Annotated in this window: 13 protein-coding genes; 11 read left to right on the forward strand and 2 right to left on the reverse strand. The window is 69.0% G+C overall.

The features are described from left to right. The first annotated feature begins 70 nt into the window (after positions 1–70). A complete protein-coding gene (locus AC07NG_RS00080; protein ID WP_492855275.1) occupies positions 71–1,357 on the forward strand; it encodes a serine hydrolase domain-containing protein in 1,287 nt (428 codons plus the stop codon). A gap of 252 nt (positions 1,358–1,609) precedes the next feature. Here AC07NG_RS00080 and AC07NG_RS00085 read toward each other — a convergent pair whose 3' ends face one another. Next, complete coding sequence (locus AC07NG_RS00085; protein WP_494591302.1) at positions 1,610–4,420, reverse strand: TonB-dependent receptor; 2,811 nt, start codon at positions 4,418–4,420, stop codon at positions 1,610–1,612. 411 nt (positions 4,421–4,831) lie between these two features. Between AC07NG_RS00085 and AC07NG_RS00090 the strand changes: the two genes are divergently transcribed. From AC07NG_RS00090 to AC07NG_RS00135, 10 genes are all read left to right on the forward strand, one after another. Further along, positions 4,832–5,485: a hydrolase gene (locus tag AC07NG_RS00090; RefSeq protein ID WP_494591304.1), complete on the forward strand. Its 654-nt coding sequence runs from the start codon at positions 4,832–4,834 to the stop codon at positions 5,483–5,485. Between the two features lie 66 nt (positions 5,486–5,551). Then, positions 5,552–5,836, forward strand: coding sequence for a XapX domain-containing protein (locus AC07NG_RS00095; protein ID WP_494591306.1), 285 nt, complete (start codon positions 5,552–5,554; stop codon positions 5,834–5,836). Positions 5,837–5,879: 43 nt separating this feature from the next. Next, a complete protein-coding gene (locus AC07NG_RS00100; RefSeq protein WP_494591308.1) occupies positions 5,880–7,754 on the forward strand; it encodes an amidohydrolase in 1,875 nt (624 codons plus the stop codon). Beyond that, positions 7,754–8,152: a DoxX family protein gene (locus tag AC07NG_RS00105; protein WP_494591310.1), complete on the forward strand. Its 399-nt coding sequence runs from the start codon at positions 7,754–7,756 to the stop codon at positions 8,150–8,152. Before AC07NG_RS00100 ends, AC07NG_RS00105 begins: the two co-directional genes overlap by 1 nt. Further along, entirely contained in the window at positions 8,149–9,501 is a 1,353-nt protein-coding gene (locus AC07NG_RS00110; RefSeq protein ID WP_494591312.1) for an alginate export family protein, read from the forward strand. Before AC07NG_RS00105 ends, AC07NG_RS00110 begins: the two co-directional genes overlap by 4 nt. 2 nt (positions 9,502–9,503) lie before the next feature. Beyond that, positions 9,504–10,181 (forward strand): YoaK family protein, encoded by a 678-nt coding sequence (locus AC07NG_RS00115; RefSeq protein WP_494591314.1) that lies wholly within the window; start codon positions 9,504–9,506, stop codon positions 10,179–10,181. A gap of 165 nt (positions 10,182–10,346) precedes the next feature. Further along, positions 10,347–10,961, forward strand: a complete 615-nt coding sequence (locus AC07NG_RS00120; RefSeq protein ID WP_494591317.1) for a helix-turn-helix domain-containing protein — start codon at positions 10,347–10,349, stop codon at positions 10,959–10,961. A gap of 13 nt (positions 10,962–10,974) precedes the next feature. Further along, positions 10,975–11,769, forward strand: a complete 795-nt coding sequence (locus AC07NG_RS00125; protein ID WP_494591319.1) for an alpha/beta hydrolase — start codon at positions 10,975–10,977, stop codon at positions 11,767–11,769. A 127-nt stretch (positions 11,770–11,896) separates the two neighbouring features. After that, entirely contained in the window at positions 11,897–12,553 is a 657-nt protein-coding gene (locus AC07NG_RS00130) for a response regulator transcription factor (protein ID WP_110121527.1), read from the forward strand. After that, entirely contained in the window at positions 12,550–15,576 is a 3,027-nt protein-coding gene (locus AC07NG_RS00135) for a sensor histidine kinase (protein ID WP_494591322.1), read from the forward strand. The genes AC07NG_RS00130 and AC07NG_RS00135 overlap by 4 nt, the downstream gene beginning before the upstream one ends. 199 nt (positions 15,577–15,775) lie before the next feature. On the opposite strand, the gene AC07NG_RS00140 is transcribed toward AC07NG_RS00135, so the two are convergent. Next, a complete protein-coding gene (locus tag AC07NG_RS00140; RefSeq protein ID WP_494591324.1) occupies positions 15,776–17,434 on the reverse strand; it encodes a hypothetical protein in 1,659 nt (552 codons plus the stop codon). Positions 17,435–17,444: the final 10 nt, after the last annotated feature.

Genomic DNA, 17,444 nt, shown 5'->3' on the forward strand with positions numbered 1-17,444 from the left:
GTCGAAGCGGGCCGACTTCGTTCTCAAGTCAGTATCGGCGGACCAGCGCCTGCGTAAGATCCACAACATCATGCCCGATCCCGCCGAGCGTCGCGCCTGGCGGGTCTGGCTGGGCCTTGCCGCCATGGTGGCGGTGATCGGCGGCGGCGTCGGCCTGACCGTCTCGCGCTGCACGCGGCCGTCCGAGCCCGGTACAAAGGCCGAGCGTCAGGTCGCCGCGGCCGCGACCCCCGTCGTCCTGCCGCTGGAGGCCAAGGACTGGCGCGGCAAGATCGACTACCGCGCGCTGGACGCCCGCATCCGTACGATGATGGCCGACCGCAGCATGACGGGCCTGGCCGTCGCCGTGGTCGAGGACGGCCGGCTGTCGTTCGTGAAGGGCTATGGCCAGACCACGCCGAACGACGGCGAGGCGGTCAACGCCGACACCGTGTTCCGCTGGGCTTCGCTGTCGAAGACCGTGTCGTCGACCCTCAGCGCGCGTCTGGCCGGGGAGGGGGCGTTCTCGCTGCAGGACCCGCTGGCCAGGTTCGGCGTCAGCCTGCGCCTGCCGGGCGGGGCCGAGCAGACCCTGACGGTCGAGCAGTTGCTGTCGCAGCGCACCGGCCTGCCGCGCAACGCCTATGACGGCTGGCTGGAAGGCGGCCGCGATCCGAAGACGATCCGGCAGGCCCTGGGCACGGTGCCGCCGCAGTGCCCGCCGGCCACCTGCCACACCTATCAGAACCTCGCCTACGACACGATCCGCGAGGTCATCGAGGCCTCAACGCACCGGCCCTACGCCGAAGAGGCGCGCCAGAAGCTGTTCCTGCCGCTGGGCATGGGCAGCACGACCATCGGCATGGAGGAGATCCGTGGCGAGCGGCACTGGGCGCGGCCCACCCGCTACGGCCGCGAGTCGATCCTGGCCGAGGCCTATTACCGCGTGCCGGCGGCGGCGGGGGTGAACTCCAACATCGTCGACCTGGCGCGCTGGATGCAGGCCCAGATGGGCCTGGCGCCCGCCGTGCTGCCGGCCAAGGTGCTGGAGGAGATTCAGCGTCCGCGCGTGCTGACCAACCGGCCCTATGGCAACTCGCCGCTCGGCCGCTCGCTCGACAAGCCGGCCTATGGCCTGGGCATGCGCAGCTTCGGCTATCAGGGCCACCGCCTGGCCGGCCACAGCGGCGCCGTCGACGGCTACCGCTCGACCATGATGTTCGACCCGGCGACCAAGACCGGCGTCGTCATGCTGTGGAACAGCGAGAGCAGCCTGCCCTTCAAGCTGCAGGCCGAGGTCTTCGACCTCTACTACCACCTGCCGTTCACCGACTGGCTGCAGCTGAAGGGCAGCGACGCGGTCGAGGTCGCGCCCTAGGGGGCATCGACAATCGACCCTCTTGGGCGCCTCTCACCCGAGCTTCCCCGCGAAGGCGGGGATCCAAGCCGAGGTCGATGATGATCCACGGCCAAGCCACATTCTGAAAGCCAGCTTGGATCCCCGCCTTCGCGGGGAGAGACGGATTTTGGGATGGTGGCCCGTCCCGGGGCGAAAGCCACGCACCCTCAAACGAAAAAGGGCGCTCCTCCCTCTCGGAAAGAGCGCCCCTGTCGCCTGGACCCAGGCTTCCTAGAACTTCGCGCGGACGCCGAAGAAGTAGCGCGAGCCGAAGGTTTCGTTGCCGATCCGGCGGGCGGCGCTGTTGTATTCGATGCGCACCTCGTCGGTCAGGTTCACGCCCTCGACGAAGACGGTGATCTTGTCGTTGACGTTGTAGCTGGCCGAGGCGTCGAGCGAGCCGAAGGCCTTGTTGAACTCCGGCAGGTTGCCGCGGCCGGCGGCCGTGATCAGCCAGTCGTCGCGCCAGTTGTACGAGGCGCGGGCGCTGAACTTGTCGTTCTCGTAGTAGAGCGAGACGTTGTAGCTCTTACGCGACAGGCCCGGGAACGGCAGAATCTCGTTGGTCAGCAGGTTGACCCCCTTGAAGCCCTTGTCCTTCTGGTAGGTGAAGTTGGCCAGCACCCCGAAGCCGTCGAACGGCGCGGGCAGGAAGTCGAAGGCGTACTGGCCGCCGATCTCCAGGCCGTTGATCGACACCTCGTCGGTGCCGTTGACCGGGCGCGAAATGGCGTAGGTCTGGCCGTCGATGACCTCCGAAGTGGTCTGGTTGATGATGAAGGACGAGATGTCCTTCCGGAAGTAGGTCGCCGAGATGAAGCTGTCCTTGGCGAAGTACCATTCCAGGCCCGCGTCGTAGGCCGTGGCCTCGAAGGGCTGGAGGTCCGGATTGCCGCGCGAGCCGGTGAAGCCGATCTGGTCGATGCTGCGGCGCAGGGCCAGCTGGCTGGGCGCGGCGCGGGCCATCACCTTGCTGGCGGCGGCGCGGCCGATCAGCTTGCCGGGGATGAACTCGAACCGCAGGTTCAGCGACGGCAGGGTCTTGGTGTAGCCGCCGTCCTGCTCGCCCTTGACGAAGTTGACGATCGGGGCCGAGGTCGTGCCGGTCTGCACGCGGTTGTAGCCGGTGGAGACGGTCTCGGTGTCGACCACCCGGACGCCCAGCGTACCGCTGATCCCCACGGGCAGTTCACGGAAGTCGAAGGCGGCCTGGACGTAGGCGCTGCGGGTCTTCTCCTCCACCGACCAGGTGTCGAGGAAGGCCTGGAAGGTGCCGCGGCCGCCATAGGTCTCGGCGGTGTTGGCGTTGGGATTGACGCCGTAGACGTCGTTGATCAGGCCCGCCGTCGCCAGGGTGGCGGCGTAGGTGCCCATGGTGTTGTCGTTCCATTGGCGGATGCCGCCGGAATAGCCCAGGTCGCCGGTCTCGAAGAACGGGATGCTGTTCACGATCGAGTTGATGTTGACGATGTTCTCGAGCGTGGCGCACGAGGTCGCCACCGCGACCACGGCGCCGCTGCTGGCGTCGTTACGGCAATTCAGGCGCGTCGTGCGCTGGTAGAGGATCTGGTCGGTCTCGAACTGCCGCGCCTGGACGCCGGCCTTGATCGAGGTCAGCCACGAGCTTTCCGGCTTGTAGGTGACGTTGAACTGCTGGGCGGTCTCTTCGGAGGTGTTGTTGCGCGGGTTGAACAGGGCGTCGATCCGCTTGACGCCCTGGCCGGTGGTGACGTCCAGGCCCGGGAACGAGAAGTTCGGCGCGCCCTGGCCGCCGGTGTAGTCGACGACGGCGCGCGGAACGCCGAACACCGTGGCGGTGGAGTTGATCTCGTTGTTCTGGACCTCGGCGTTCGAATAGTCGAAGCGGGCGTCGAACACCCAGTGGTCGAGCTTCCACTCGCCGCCGACGGCGGTCGTGTACTGGGTGCGCTTCAGCCCGCCCAGGATGTTGCGGTAGGCCAGGTCCATCGGGAAGTTGGCGTCGCTGGTCAGCTCGATGTGGTTGACCGTGTTGTCGGCGCCCAGCGTGGTCTTGCTGTAGTCGATCAGGCCGCCCGAGGCGCCCAGCTGCAGGAACGAGCTGTTCACCTTCTCGCTGGCGGTGGCGTAGGTGGCGTCGAAATAGGCCTTGAAGTTGTCGGTCGGCCGCCATTCGACGACGCTGCTCAGGGCTTTGCGCTCGGTCTCGCGGCGGTCGATGATCAGGCGCGGGATCTCGGGGATCCAGTCCAGCGTGCCGTCATTGTTGACGTCGGTGCTGCGCCCGGGCGTCGCGCCCGTGCCGGTGGCCGTGGCCGCCCGGCGAATCCAGCCGGTGGTGCGGGCGTTGTTGCTGTTGAGGTGGCGGTTTTCCCAGGTGCCCGACAGCAGGACGCCCAGCTTGTCGTCGAAGAAGGTGCGGCTGCCGATCAGGGCGACCTTGGGGTCGTATTCCTTGGCCAGGTTGGAATAGACGCCCTGGATCGAGCCGGCGACATAGGGCTCCTTGCTGTCGAACGGCCGGCGGGTGATCACCCGCACGGTGCCGCCGATGCCGCCCTCGGCCATGTCGGCGGTCGGCGACTTGACCACGTCCAGGCGCGAGACGAACTCGACGGGGATGTCGCGGAAGTCCACGGCGCGGTCGCTGCCGCCGACGGTGAGCGACAGGGCCGACGAGCCGTTGATCTCGACGCGGTTGAGGCTGGGATCGGCGCCGCGGATGCTGACGCCGCGACCTTCGCCGTCCTGGCGGCTGATCTGCACGCCGGTCACCCGTTGCAGGGCTTCGGAGAGGTTCTTGTCGGGGAACTGGCCGATGTCCTCGGCCGAGATCGAGTCGACCACCTGCAGCGAGTTGCGCTTGGTGTCCATGGCGCTGCGGAGCGAGGCGCGGATGCCTGTGACGACGACTTCCTCGACCGCGTCGGGCTCGACGGTCTGGCCGGCCGGAGCGGCGGGCGCGGTCTGGGCGAGGGCCATGGCCGGGGCGGCGAACACGGCGGCGGCCACCGCGACGCTCGAAACACCCGCCCACAGTTGCGCGCTGGTCGACGACTTCATCGTTTCCTCCTGTGCCTGACGTGGCTCGGAGGCGACCCGGGGGAGGGCGCGACGCCGAGATCGACAGTTTTCATATTATGGGAACTTATCCCGATAGTCGGGATGATAACCGCCTCGCTCCGGAAATGTCGAGTGGGATACGATATGTCGTATTAGAAATGGGCTGAAAGCGCCGATCTGGCCAATCGCGGCAACGTGAGGATTTGCTTGGCTTTTTCAGCGCCTCAGGTTGAGGGCGAACATATCGCCGGTATCGGAAAGGCTCGGCCCGACCCGGGTCGCGACGACCTCGAGGGCGACGTCCGCACAGCCCGCGCGGCCAAATCGAGGCCGACCTAAACAAGACCCCGCGGCCCTCCGCCGACAGTATCGGCGGCGTTCTATCCACTCCGTTTTCCAAGGACACCGTCGATGCCGATCACGGCCACCCCGACCCCTGGCGATCAACTGATCACCCCGACCGACCACACCCTGATCATGATCGACTTCCAGTCGCAGATGGCGTTCGCGACCAAGTCGATCGACCCGGTCTCCCTGCGCAACAACGCCGCCCTGGTGGCCAGCGGCGCGGCCGGCTTCGGCGTCTCGACCATCCTGACGACCGTGGCCGAGAAAAGCTTCTCGGGCCCGATGTTCACCGAGGTCACCGATCCGTTCCCGGGCAAGGCCCTGGTCGACCGCACCTCGATGAACAGCTGGGAAGACGCCGGCGTGATCGAGGAGGTCAACAAGATCGGCAAGGGCCGCATCGTGCTGGCCGGCCTGTGGACCAGCGTCTGCATCGTCGGCCCGGCGCTGTCGGCCCTGCAGCAGGGCTATGAGGTTTACGTCATCACCGACGCCTGCGGCGACATCTCCGACGAGGCCCACGAGCGGGCCGTGCAGCGCATGATCCAGGCCGGCGCCCGTCCGATGACGGCCCTGCAGTACCTGCTGGAGCTGCAACGCGACTGGGCGCGCGGCGAGACCTACGACCTGACCACCGGCATCGCCAAGAAGTTCGGCGGCGGCTACGGCCTGGGCATCATCTACGCCAAGACCATGTTCAACGCCCACGAGGGCTGACGAACCGGCCCGCGCCGGCCGACCTTCCAGGTCGGCGCGGACCGCCTTTCAACAAGGCGTCCCAAGATGAAGATCTATCTCCTGTCGCTCGCCGCGGGCCTGGCCGTCGGGGTGTTCTACGCCCTGGTGCAGGTGCGCTCGCCGGCGCCGCCGGTCGTGGCCCTGATCGGCCTGTTCGGCATACTGGTCGGCGAGCAGATCCCGCCGCTGGTCAAGAGCCTGGCCGCCCGCCAGCCGGCCGCCATCTCGTGGCTGCGTCACCAGGTGGGGCCGCACATGTTCGGCAGCCTGCCGGGGGCCGTGAAGCCTCCCGAGCAGGCGCGCGCCGAGCCTCCCCATCCCCAAGCCTGACGTCCCCCAGTTCCCTCGGCCCCAGTTCCCCCGGAGTATCCGCATGACCTCGCCCGACCTGATCCTGCGCAACGGCCGCTTCACGACTCTCGACCGGAGCAATCCCAACGCGCAGGCCGTCGCCGTGACCGGCGGACGCTTTTCCGCCGTCGGGACCGAGACCGAGGTCATGGCCCTGGCCGGGCCGGCGACCAAGGTGGTCGACCTGAAGGGCCGTCGGGCGCTGCCGGGCCTGATCGACAACCACCTGCACATCATCCGGGGCGGGCTGAACTTCAACATGGAGCTGCGTTGGGACGGCGTGCGCTCGTTGGCCGACGCCATGGGCATGCTCAAGCGCCAGGTGGCCATCACCCCGCCGCCGCAATGGGTGCGGGTGGTGGGCGGCTTCACCGAGCACCAGTTCGTCGAAAAGCGCCTGCCGACCATCGAGGAACTGAACGCCGTGGCGCCCGACACGCCGGTGTTCATCCTGCACCTCTATGACCGCGCCCTGCTGAACGCGGCGGCGTTGCGGGTGATCGGCTACGACCGCGACACGCCCGAACCGCCCGGCGGCCAGATCATCCGCGACAGCCAGGGCAATCCCACCGGCCTGCTGCTGGCCAAGCCCAACGCCCAGATCCTCTACGCCACCCTGGCCAAGGGCCCGAAGCTGCCCTTCGACTACCAGGTCAACTCTACCCGCCACTTCATGCGCGAGCTGAACCGGCTGGGCGTGACCGGGGCGATCGACGCCGGCGGCGGCTTCCAGAACTATCCGGACGACTACGAGGTCATCCAGAAGCTGGCCGACGACAACCAGCTGACCATTCGCCTCGCCTACAACCTCTTCACCCAGAAGCCCAAGGGCGAGAAGGACGACTTCCTGAACTGGACCAAGACCTCGACCTACAAGCAGGGCGACGACTATTTCCGCCACAACGGCGCGGGCGAGATGCTGGTGTTCTCGGCCGCCGACTTCGAGGACTTCCGCCAGCCGCGCCCCGACATGCCGCCGCAGATGGAGGGCGAGCTGGAGGAGGTGGTCACCATCCTGGCCCAGAACCGCTGGCCCTGGCGGATGCACGCCACCTATGACGAGACCATCGACCGGGCGCTGGACGTCTTCGAGAAGGTCAACAAGGACGTCCCGCTGGAAGGCCTGAACTGGTTCTTCGACCACGCCGAGACGATCTCGGAAAAGTCGATCGACCGCATCGCCGCCCTGGGCGGGGGCGTGGCCGTGCAGCACCGCATGGCCTACCAGGGCGAATACTTCCTCGAGCGCTATGGCGCCGCCGCCGCCGAGGCGACGCCGCCGATCGCGAAGATGCTGGAGAAGGGTCTCAAGGTCTCGGCCGGCACCGATGCGACGCGGGTGGCCTCGTACAATCCCTGGGTCTCGCTGGCCTGGATGATCACCGGCAAGACGGTGGGCGGAACCCGGATCTATCCGCAGCGCAACTGCCTGGACCGCGAGGCGGCGCTGCGCATGTGGACCGAGAACGTCACCTGGTTCTCCAACGAGGAGGGCAAGAAGGGCCGCATCGTGGAAGGCCAGCTGGCCGACCTGATCGTGCCCGACCGCGACTTCTTCGGCGTGCCCGAGGACGAGATCGCCGACATGACCTCGGACCTGACCATGGTCGGCGGCAAGATCGTCTATGGCGCGGGCGACTTCGCCAAGCTGGACGAGAACGAGGTGCCGCCGGCCATGCCCGACTGGTCGCCGGTGCGGGTGTTCGGCGGCTATGCCGCCTGGGCCGAGCCCGAGAAGGACGCCGCCCTGCGTCGCCAGGCGGCCGCGTCGTGCGCCTGCGCCAGCGGCTGCGGCGTGCACGGCCACGACCACGCCACCGCCTGGACCAAGAGCCTGCCGATCAGCGACCTGAAGTCGTTCTGGGGCGCGCTGGGCTGCGCCTGCTGGGCGGTCTGATGCGGGCCGTCCTCACCTCGCCGGCGGTGCGCTGGGTCGCGCTGCTGGGCCTGTGCGCCGCCTATATCCAGGGCGGGCTGACCAAGGCCTTCGACTTCGGCGGGGCCGTCGGCGAGATGGCCCACTTCGGCCTGTCGCCGGCCGCGCCGTTCGCCGTGGCGGTGATCGTGCTGGAGCTGGCCGCCTCGGCGATGATCCTCAGCGGCCGGCTGCGCTGGCTGGGGGCGCTGGCCCTGGCGGCGTTCACCCTGGGCGCGACCTTCATGGCCAACCGCTTTTGGCAGATGGCGCCGCCCGAACGGTTCGGCGCGACCAACAGCTTCTTCGAGCACCTGGGCCTGGTCGGCGGTTTCCTGCTGGTCGCCTGGCACGATCTCGACGCGCGGAGAGGGTCATGAGGACGCTGGCGGCCGCGGCCCTGGTGCTCGCGGCTACCGGTCCCGCCCTGGCGGCCGAGCGTCCCGCGATCAAGGTCAACCGCTGGCAGGAGGACTGGTCGGTCCTGGCCGATCCGGCCAAGCGCACCGAGCCTCTCGACGGCCTGAAATACGTCCCGCTCGGCGACGACGCCTTCCTGTCGCTGGGCCTGACCCTGCGCGAGCGGCTGGAGCTGGGCGACGCGGCGACCTTCGGCCAGGAGACGCCCGACACCAGCCTGTCGCAGCGCCTGCAAATCCACGCCGACGCCCGGGCCGGCGCCTGGCGGGCCTTCGTCATGCTGGAGGACGTGCGCGCCTTCGGCCGTCGGCATGTCGGCGGGGCCGACGCCGACCGCCTGGATCTGCGCCTGGCCTTCATCGACCGCACGGGCCAATTGGCCGGCGGCAAGGCGACGGTGCGGGTCGGCCGCCAGGACTTTCCGATCGACCAGCAGCGCTTCCTGTCGGCCCGCGACGGTCCGGGCGTGCGCCAGTCGTTCGACGCGGTGTGGGTCGACTGGAGCCGGGGTCCCTGGACCCTGGCCGGCGTCGTCAGCCAGCCGGTGCAATATGCCGATGACGAGGCCTTCGATGATGCGTCCAGCGGCCACGTGCGGCTCGACTTCGCACGGGTGGAGCGCAAGGCCTTCGGCGGCGCGGTCTCGGCCTATGCCGGCCGCCTGGCCCGTTCGACCGCCCGCTATGGCGACGCGGTCGGGCAAGAGGATCGCCAGATCTACGACCTGCGCTACGCCGGCAAGGCCAAAGCCCTCGATTGGGACCTCGAAGCCATGACCCAGCGCGGCGAGGTCGGCTCGGCCGACGTCCGCGCCTGGGCGGCCGGGGCGCGGGGCGGCTGGACGTTCGCGGGCATCCCCTGGTCGCCGCGTCTGGGGCTGCAAGGCGATCTCGCCAGCGGCGACACCCGGAAGGGGGACGGACGGCTCGGAACCTTCAATCCGCTCTATCCCAACGCCGCCTATTTCACCCGCGCCGGCTACACCGGCTACGCCAACATCGCGCACCTGAAGCCGTCGGTGACGGTGTCGCCGACCGGCAAGCTGACCGTCATGGCGGCCCTGGCCGGCCAGTGGCGGCGCACGAGCGCGGACGCGATCTACGGCCAGCCCTTCGCAGCCTATGCCGGCACGGCCGGGCAGGGCGGTCGCTGGACCGGCGCCTACGGCCACCTGCGGGCCGACTATGCTTTCAATCGGAGCCTAACGGGGACCATCGAGGCCGTCCATTTCGAGGCCGGAAGCGCCCTGCGCGCCGCCGGCCGGGACGACAGCGACTATCTCGGCGTCGAGCTCAAGTACGGATGGTGACCATGCGTTTTCCCGGCCTCTCCAAGGTGATGAGCTTCAACGGCGGCTATCTCGACACGGTCGGGTTCCTGGCCTTGCAGGGGCTGTTCGTCGCCCACGTCACCGGCAACTTCGTCACCTTCGGCGCGGCGATGATCCACGGGGCCGACGGGGCGGTGGCCAAACTGCTGGTGCTGCCGATCTTCTGCGCGGCGGTGGTGATCAGCAGACTCGTGACGTTCCGGCTGGAGGCCGAGGGCCTGCCGGTGCTGCGGATCATGCTGGGCGTGAAGACCCTGCTGCTGGTCGCCGGCTCGGCCCTGGCCGTGGCCCTGGCGCCGTTCGCCAAGGGCGACAGCTGGCAGCTGATCCTGGTGGCGGCGGTCTTCGTCTGCGCCATGGCCATCCAGAACGCCGCCCACCGGGTGCACATCCCGACCGCGCCGCCCACCACCCTGATGACCGGCTCGACCACCCAGATCATGCTCGACGTCGCCGAGCTGATCCGCCGGGGACCCGATCGGGGAGCCTCGATCGCCCGGATCAGGAAGCTGTCGGTGGCCGTCGGCCTGTTCGCGGCCGGCTGCGGCCTTGGCGCTCTGGCCTTCGCCCTGCTGGGGCCCGCGGCCTTCTGGCCGTCGGCGGCGCTGGGCCTGCTGTCGCTGTTCTCGGACGAGGCCCGGGGCGTGGCGGTGAAATAGGGGGAGGAGATAGCGGTCCCAGAGGGGCGGGATTTTTCACCCGCCTGGGTGAGTGCGCTTCACCCGTGCGGGAATGGCGCGGCGGCGCGCCTTGGTTGAGTTTGCTCCTGCGCCGGCAAGTGGTCGGCGGCGTCCTGGACTGACCACCTTCCCAAGAGAGCGACGATGCAAGCCCAGACCGTCATGACCCGCGCCTCCGACACAGGCGCCGAACCGGCCCCCGAACCGGCGCACGACCAGATCCGCCAGCTGTTGCAGCAGGCCCGCCACGTCCTGGCGACCGACCCCGCCGACGCCGAACGCTGCATCGCCGTGGCGGTGCGGCTGCTGCCGCAGATCGACGCGGCCGCCTCCCGTAGCTTCGCCCCCCAGACGGCGGGCGCGCCTGCCGCCTCGCCGGCCCTGCAACGCGGAGGCCTGGCCCCCTGGCAGGTGCTGCGGGTCAAGGCGCTGGTCGAGGCTCGGCTGGCCGACCGGGTGACCAGCGCCGAGCTGGCCGCCGCCGCCCGCCTCAGCCCCAGCCACTTCTCGCGGGCCTTTCGGGCGAGTTTCGGCGACGCGCCCAAGACCTACGTCAACCGCCGCCGGATCGCCCGCTCGAAGGACATGATGCTGTCGACCGGCGACAGCCTGGCCGCCATCGCCCTGGCCTGCGGCCTGTCGGACCAAGCCCACTTCTGCCGGATGTTCCGTCGCTTCGAGGGCCAGTCGCCCAGCGTCTGGCGTCGCCTGCGCGGCGGCGAGCGCGAGGCGGCCTGGCCGCTGATCGCGGCGGAATGAACGAGGATCCGTCGTGACCGCCACCGTCCTGCTGATCCACGGCGCCTGGCTGACGCCCAGGCACTGGGATCGCTTCCAGGACCGCTACGCCGCGCGCGGCCTGAGCGTGCTGGCGCCGGCCTGGCCGCTGCTGGACGCGCCGGTCGAGGCCCTGCGCCGCTCGCCGCCCCGCGCCTTCGGCCGGCTGAGCCTGGAGGAGGTGGTTGAAAGCTACGCCGCCCGCGCCGCCGCGCTTTCAGAGCCGCCGATCCTGATCGGCCACGGCTTTGGCGGTCTCGTGGTGCAGCTTCTGCTGGATCGCGGCTGCGGCGCCTGCGGGGTGGCCATCGCCTCGACCCCGCCGTTCGGCCTGCTGGAGCGGCCGCGCGCGGCCTGGGCCTTGCGGCGGATCCTGGCCCGCTGGCGCGACTGGGACGGCGCCGCGCCGCTGAGCCCCGAGCGCTTTGCCGCCCTGTTCGCCCAGACCCTGCCCGAGGCCGACCGCCGCGCGGCCTATGCCGAGCAGATCGTGTCCGCGCCGGCCAGGGTGGTGCGCCAGGCCTTGCTAGGCCCCTGGAGGCGTCGCAAGGGAACGGGCTGTCGCCGGCCGCCGCTGCTGCTGATCGCCGGCGACGAGGACCGGGTCGCGCCGGTCGCCATGGTCGCGGCCAGCGCCCGCCAGCAGCGCCGCGCGGCCTCGCGCACCGACCTGCAATGCTTCTCGGGCCGCTCGCACTGGCTGTGCAACGAGCCGGGCTGGGAGGACGTCGCCGACTTCGCCCTCGACTGGGCTCTGGCCAATGGGCGTCCCATTCCCGCGCAGGCTTGATCGGGCCGGTTCCACGTCAACCCCCGAAAGGGTAATGCTGCGCCGCTTTCGTGTATGGTCGCGGTTCGCCAAACACGTCACCTGTACGAGTCCCATGCGCAAGGACCGGTCCCCGGACGCCGCCGAAATGAACGAGTACCCCGCCAGCGGCGCGTCCCCTGCCAGCGACGAGCGCATCCGCGTACTGATCGCCGACGACCACCCGATGCTGCGCGAAGGGGTGATCTCGGTGCTGGAGACGCAAGCCGACATGGTCGTGGTCGGCGAGGCCGCCACCGGCGACGAGGCGGTCGCCAGCTGGGAGGCGCTGCGTCCCGACATCACCTTGATGGATTTGCAGATGCCCGGCCATGGCGTGGTCGCTATCGAGACCATCCGCCGGGCTCACCCCGAGGCGCGGATCATCGTGCTGACCACCTTCACCGGCGACGCCCAGGCCCTGCACGCCCTGCGCGCCGGGGCGGCGGGATATCTCTTGAAGAGCAGTTTGCGCCGCGACCTGCTGGACGCCATCCGCGGCGTCCACGCCGGACGCCGCCACCTGCAGGCCGAGGTGGCCGAGCGCATCGCCATCCACGCCATCGACGAGACGCTGAACGCCCGCGAGATCACTGTCCTGCAGCTGATCGCCAACGGCAATTCCAACAAGCACATCGCCCGCGAGCTGAACCTCTCGGAAGACACCATCAAGTCGAACATCAAGAGCATTTTCGCCAAGCTCTATGTGAACGACCGGACCCACGCGGTGACCGTGGCCGCCAAGCGCGGCATCATCGACCTTTGAGCCGGGCGGGGGGCTTTCGCACGGCACTGGCGGGCGTCGCGCTCGCCCTGGGCCTCGCCGTCTCGGCGCAGGCCGCGCCGGGGCTCGAGCCCCTGGCCGAATACAAGCGCGTCAGCTGGTCTCTGGAGGGCGGCGCGCCCAGCCGGGTCAACAGCATCGGCCAGTCGAAGGACGGCTATCTATGGATCGGCAGCGTCGACGGCCTGTTCCGCTTCGACGGCGTCGCCTTCGAGCAGATCCAGCGCGGCGGGCCCAAGCCCGGGCGGCTGAACGTCTCGCAGGTGCTGGGCGCGAAGTCCGGCGCGCTGTGGGTGGGCCTTGGCCGCAGCGGCGGGGTGGCGGTCTATCGCGACGGCCAGCTGATCGACGCCCGCATGCCCAATCCCTCGCGCGAGGTCACGAGCCTGGCCGAAGACCGCGAAGGCGGGATCTGGGTCGCGCGCGGCGGCCGCAAGCGCAACACCCTGGCCCGCTGGCATTACGGTCGCTGGCAGGAGTTCGGGGCCGAGGCCGGCGTGCCCGAGCAGGAGGTCTGGCAGATCTTCTTCAGCCGTGACGGGGTCCAGTGGCTGGTGCTGGGCGACACCGTGCTGCGCCGCGCGCCCGGCCAGACCCGGTTTTCGGCCACCGGCGTCAAGGTCGCCCGCCGCGCCAGCCTGGCGCAGGACGCCCTTGGTCGCCTCTGGGTGTCGGACACCAAGGGCGTGCGGCTGCTGGCCGGCGAGGCCCCGGCCGCCTCGTCGCTGGCCCGGGCCTATCCGCGCCAGGACGAGGTGGGCGGCTCGAAGATCCTGTTCGACCACAAGGGCGACCTGTGGGGCGCGACCTGGACCGACGGCGTCGTGCACATTCCAGCGCCCGGCGTGGCGGCCCGCAGCGCCGACGCGGCGGGCCTGCGCATCCAGGCCTACAAGGCCGTGCACGGCCTGACCTCCGACCAGACCCACGCCGTGTTCGAGGACCGCGAGGGCAATGTCTGGTTCGGCACCGAGCTGGGTCTCGACATGATGCGGCCGGCCAGCGTGGTCGTGGAGCAGGCGATCCCGCCCAACTCCGCGCGCGGCTATCGCATGACCGCCACCCGCGACGGTACGGTCTGGGTCGCCGACGCCCACACCGTCTACGCCATCGCCCCCGGCAAGGCGCCCAGGCCCGTCGCGCGGACCAGCTGGTCGGCCGGGGCCTTGTGCGCCGACGAGAACGACGGCGTCTGGGTCACCCTGCGCGACACGGTGCTGAAGGTGCGGGCCGACAAGGTCGAGACCTATCCCAAGCCCTCCGAGGCCAGCGCCTACGGCTGCGCGCAGGACGCCGAGGGCCGCCTGTGGATGGCCGCGCTCGACAAGGGCCTCTACTGGCGCGAGGGCGGGACCTGGAACCGCTGGCCGGGCCTGTCGCCGACCCTGGGTGTGGCCTCAAACGCCGCCGTGCAGCCCGACGGTCGGGCGGCGATCCTGTTCCGCACCCCGCCGCCGCTGCAAGGCCGGCCGCCGTTCGAGCCCCTCTACAAGGAGCGCTTTGCGATCGGCGAGATCGAGGGCGTTCTGCCCGGGGCGGCGGCGCTCTATCTCAGCGGCGGCCAGGGCCTGGCCCGCCTGCGTGACGGCAAGACCGCGACCCTCGACGCCGAGCGCTATCCGTGGCTGGCCTCGGTCAACGGCCTGGTCCAGACCCCGGCCGGCGACACCTGGACCATCGGCGACGCCGGCGTGGTGCGGATGCGCTCGGCCGATCTCGACCGCGCCCTCGACAAGCCCGGCGCGCCGCTGGCCCGGCAGGTGTTCGACTTCCGCGACGGCCTCAACAGCTTCGTGCAGAAGTCGCCGGGCGCCCAGATCGCCGCCGGCGGCGACGGCCGCGTCTGGATCCTGACCCGGCGCAACGTGCTGGTCGTCGATCCGGCCCGCCTGGCGCTCAACACCGTGGCGCCGCCGGTGGCGATCCGCGCGGTGGTGGCGGGCGAGCGACGCTTCGCCGACCCCTCGGCCGTGCGCCTGGCGGCCGGCACGACCAGCCTGCGCATCCAGTACACGGCCCTCAGCTTCGCCGTGCCCGGCCGGGTGCGCTTCCAGTACCGGCTGGAGGGCGTCGACCGCGACTGGGTGGACGCCGGCGGCCGGCGCGAGGTGCTCTACAACAACCTGCATCCCGGGACCTTCCGTTTCCGGGTCAAGGCGGCCAACAACGACGGCGTCTGGAACGAGCAGGGCGCACAGGTGGTCGTCACCATCCCGCCGACCCTGGCCGAGACCTGGTGGTTCCGCCTGCTGTGCATGGCGGCCGTGGGCCTGGCGCTGTGGGGCGTCTACGCCCTGCGGCTGCGGCGGGTGTCGGCCCAGATCAAGGACCGGCTGGAGGAGCGCGCCGCCGAGCGCGAGCGCATCGCCCGCGAGCTGCACGACACCCTGCTGCAGAGCGTCCAGGGCCTGATCATGCGCTTCCAGTCGGTGGCCTATCAGATCCCCGACGACCTGCCTGCCAAGGACGTCATCAACCAGGCGCTGGACCGCGCCGACCAGATGCTGGTCGAGGGCCGCGACCGGGTGCGCGACCTGCGCGGCCGCGAGACCCGCCGCCTCGACATCCAGCTGCGCGAGCTGATGGCCGAGCAGCCGTTCGAGCCCGGCGTGAAGGTCGAGCTGGTGGTCGAGGGCGTGGCCCGCGCCATCCAGCCGCTGGTGCAGGAGGAGATCGTCCGCATCGGCGGCGAGGCCCTGTTCAACGCCGCCCGCCACGCTCGCGCCGGCCAGGTGCAGGTGCGCGTCTCGTACGGCGTGCGGCAGCTGCAGGTGACCATCCGCGACGACGGCGTCGGCATCGGCGCCAACCGCATGGCCTGGGCCAGCCGCGAGGGCCATTACGGCCTGATCGGCATGCACGAGCGGGCCAGCAAGATGGGCGCCCAGCTGGCCATAGAGAGCGCCGCCGGCAAGGGCACGACCATCACCCTCAGCGTCGCCGGCGCCATCGCCTACCCGACCCAGCCCTGGCTGGCGCGGCTGGGGCGGAAGAGGGGCGGGTAGGGGGCTGGAGGAGGCTCGCGACCCGTTGCGGAACTTGGGCATGTGCCTAACCACTCAATTCGTACGCTTGGGGTCGAATTGGCGAAGGGGATCTCCATCCGATGGATCAACCTTGTCGTGAAAGCACGCCTCGAAAATCAGCAGGACATCGGCCTCCGTGCTGGCGATGATGCGAGAGCGGATGCGGCGTCGCCGTCATTCAGTCGACCGCGTTAGGTTCGGCCGGCTGGAGGTCGATCCTGGCGGCTGCGATGAGGTGGCGGAGCCGGAAAGCATTGAGGTCGGATTCCCGAGCCACGATGTCAATGGCCGCCACTAGGCGAGGGAGCGCCTCCGGTGCTGCGCCTTGCATTTTGACCTCGCGGTAGAGTTTATCAACGGAACCACCGAACACCTTCAACGCCGCAGCGATTTCCATAGGATCGGTTTTCGCCAGGTGCTCGAGCGCGGATACGTGGTGGGGATCATCCACGATGAAGCGCAGGATCTCGGAAGTCGGACGGTCATCGGCATGAGGCTGTCGGTGAGCTCGAATTAGGGCGTTGAAACCGTCAGCAAACTTGGAGTTTTCGTAGAATAAGATCGGGTGCGCCGGGTGAACGAGACTCAGGTATTCCTGTGCAGCCGCCTCCGCCAAGTCTGGCCGACCGAACTCGCACAGTAGTTTGTAGGCATAGTCAACATCGCCTGTGTAGAGGTTCGCGCCTGCGGCGCGCATCGCCTCGAGAAGACGAGGAATAAAGTCCTCGACTGAGCCGCCCCACCCGACCTCAAGCTCGGTGATCGCCGCCATGAACGGCTTGCATTCGACGTTACGGCGAAATCTATCGTCCCCCTCTTTGCACAAGGCCTGCAGGCTCACATCGTCCAGGATACCGCCTTCGAGCACGCGTTTGATCAGATGATCGAGCTCGCCAAGGCCGGAAAAGCCAACGGAGCGTAGTTGCCCCCGCCAGCGGGCCTCTTTCGGGGTTTCGGCGTCTTGTTGGTGGCCAAGTAGCCTCAGTGCGCGTTCCGGCCTGCTCTCGTCGATAAACTCAAACGGAGGGGCGTGGTCGGGATCGAACATCGACCAGCCTAGTACGACGAGCGATCGGATCACCTCGTCTACGATCGGCGCCTCGCTGCGGGTCAGGGCCGCGTCGAACCGCTGCGCAAACCGATCGAGCTTTTGGAGCAGCCGGATATTAGTGATTTCCAGGGTGCGCGCGTGCGCCTTTAGCGCCTGTGATGCGCGCGTTTCGTGGGCGACGCCGATGTCCATGGCTTCGTCTATCGACGGCTCGAAGAGGACCGATGTGTCGAAGACTTTCTCGAAGTAGCGGCGAAAATCGGGAGCTTCGTCCTTAAATGCTTCGTCGTTGACGATGACGGCGACCTTGCAGCCGCACTCTTCCTTGAGGAAGGAGACTAAGCCCATGAGATCGGCAAGTTTGAGCGAGGGGTTGCGGCGCTCAAGGTCATCGAAACAGATGAGGTTGTTCTTCACGAACCAGCTGAGCAACGTAGCGGTATCGGCGTCCTTGAGGTGCGGTATGGCCTTTTCAACGACGCCGTACAGTTTCTTGAGATGCTTATCGATCCCGTGCCGCGTTTTCTCGACAAGCGCCGTCGGGGTGTCAGGCTCGGGCGCGACAGCGTTGAGAAAGATGGTGCGTCGGACCGCTTGAATGTCCGCGAGGCCGAAGAGAGACACGTAGCTGTAGGGTGGCAGCGTTGCCTTGCGGCTGGCTGCGTAGCGCGCGCGTCGCCAAGTATAGGTTTTTCCGACGCCCCAGCGTCCGGTGATCGCCACGCTCTGGGCCATGGGCCCCAAGAGGAAAGCCTCCAAAGCCTGTCGTGCGGTCGAAATCGTCATGATGGATATT

This window comes from Caulobacter sp. GW821-FHT10C03, assembly GCF_059415485.1.

Coding starts and splice junctions, on each gene's coding strand:
- AC07NG_RS00080 (WP_492855275.1), top strand. CDS start 71: ATGCCCGATCCCGCCGAGCGTCGCGCCTGGCGGGTCTGGCTGGGCCTT.
- AC07NG_RS00085 (WP_494591302.1), bottom strand. CDS start 4,420: ATGAAGTCGTCGACCAGCGCGCAACTGTGGGCGGGTGTTTCGAGCGTC.
- AC07NG_RS00090 (WP_494591304.1), top strand. CDS start 4,832: ATGCCGATCACGGCCACCCCGACCCCTGGCGATCAACTGATCACCCCG.
- AC07NG_RS00095 (WP_494591306.1), top strand. CDS start 5,552: ATGAAGATCTATCTCCTGTCGCTCGCCGCGGGCCTGGCCGTCGGGGTG.
- AC07NG_RS00100 (WP_494591308.1), top strand. CDS start 5,880: ATGACCTCGCCCGACCTGATCCTGCGCAACGGCCGCTTCACGACTCTC.
- AC07NG_RS00105 (WP_494591310.1), top strand. CDS start 7,754: ATGCGGGCCGTCCTCACCTCGCCGGCGGTGCGCTGGGTCGCGCTGCTG.
- AC07NG_RS00110 (WP_494591312.1), top strand. CDS start 8,149: ATGAGGACGCTGGCGGCCGCGGCCCTGGTGCTCGCGGCTACCGGTCCC.
- AC07NG_RS00115 (WP_494591314.1), top strand. CDS start 9,504: ATGCGTTTTCCCGGCCTCTCCAAGGTGATGAGCTTCAACGGCGGCTAT.
- AC07NG_RS00120 (WP_494591317.1), top strand. CDS start 10,347: ATGCAAGCCCAGACCGTCATGACCCGCGCCTCCGACACAGGCGCCGAA.
- AC07NG_RS00130 (WP_110121527.1), top strand. CDS start 11,897: ATGAACGAGTACCCCGCCAGCGGCGCGTCCCCTGCCAGCGACGAGCGC.
- AC07NG_RS00140 (WP_494591324.1), bottom strand. CDS start 17,434: ATGACGATTTCGACCGCACGACAGGCTTTGGAGGCTTTCCTCTTGGGG.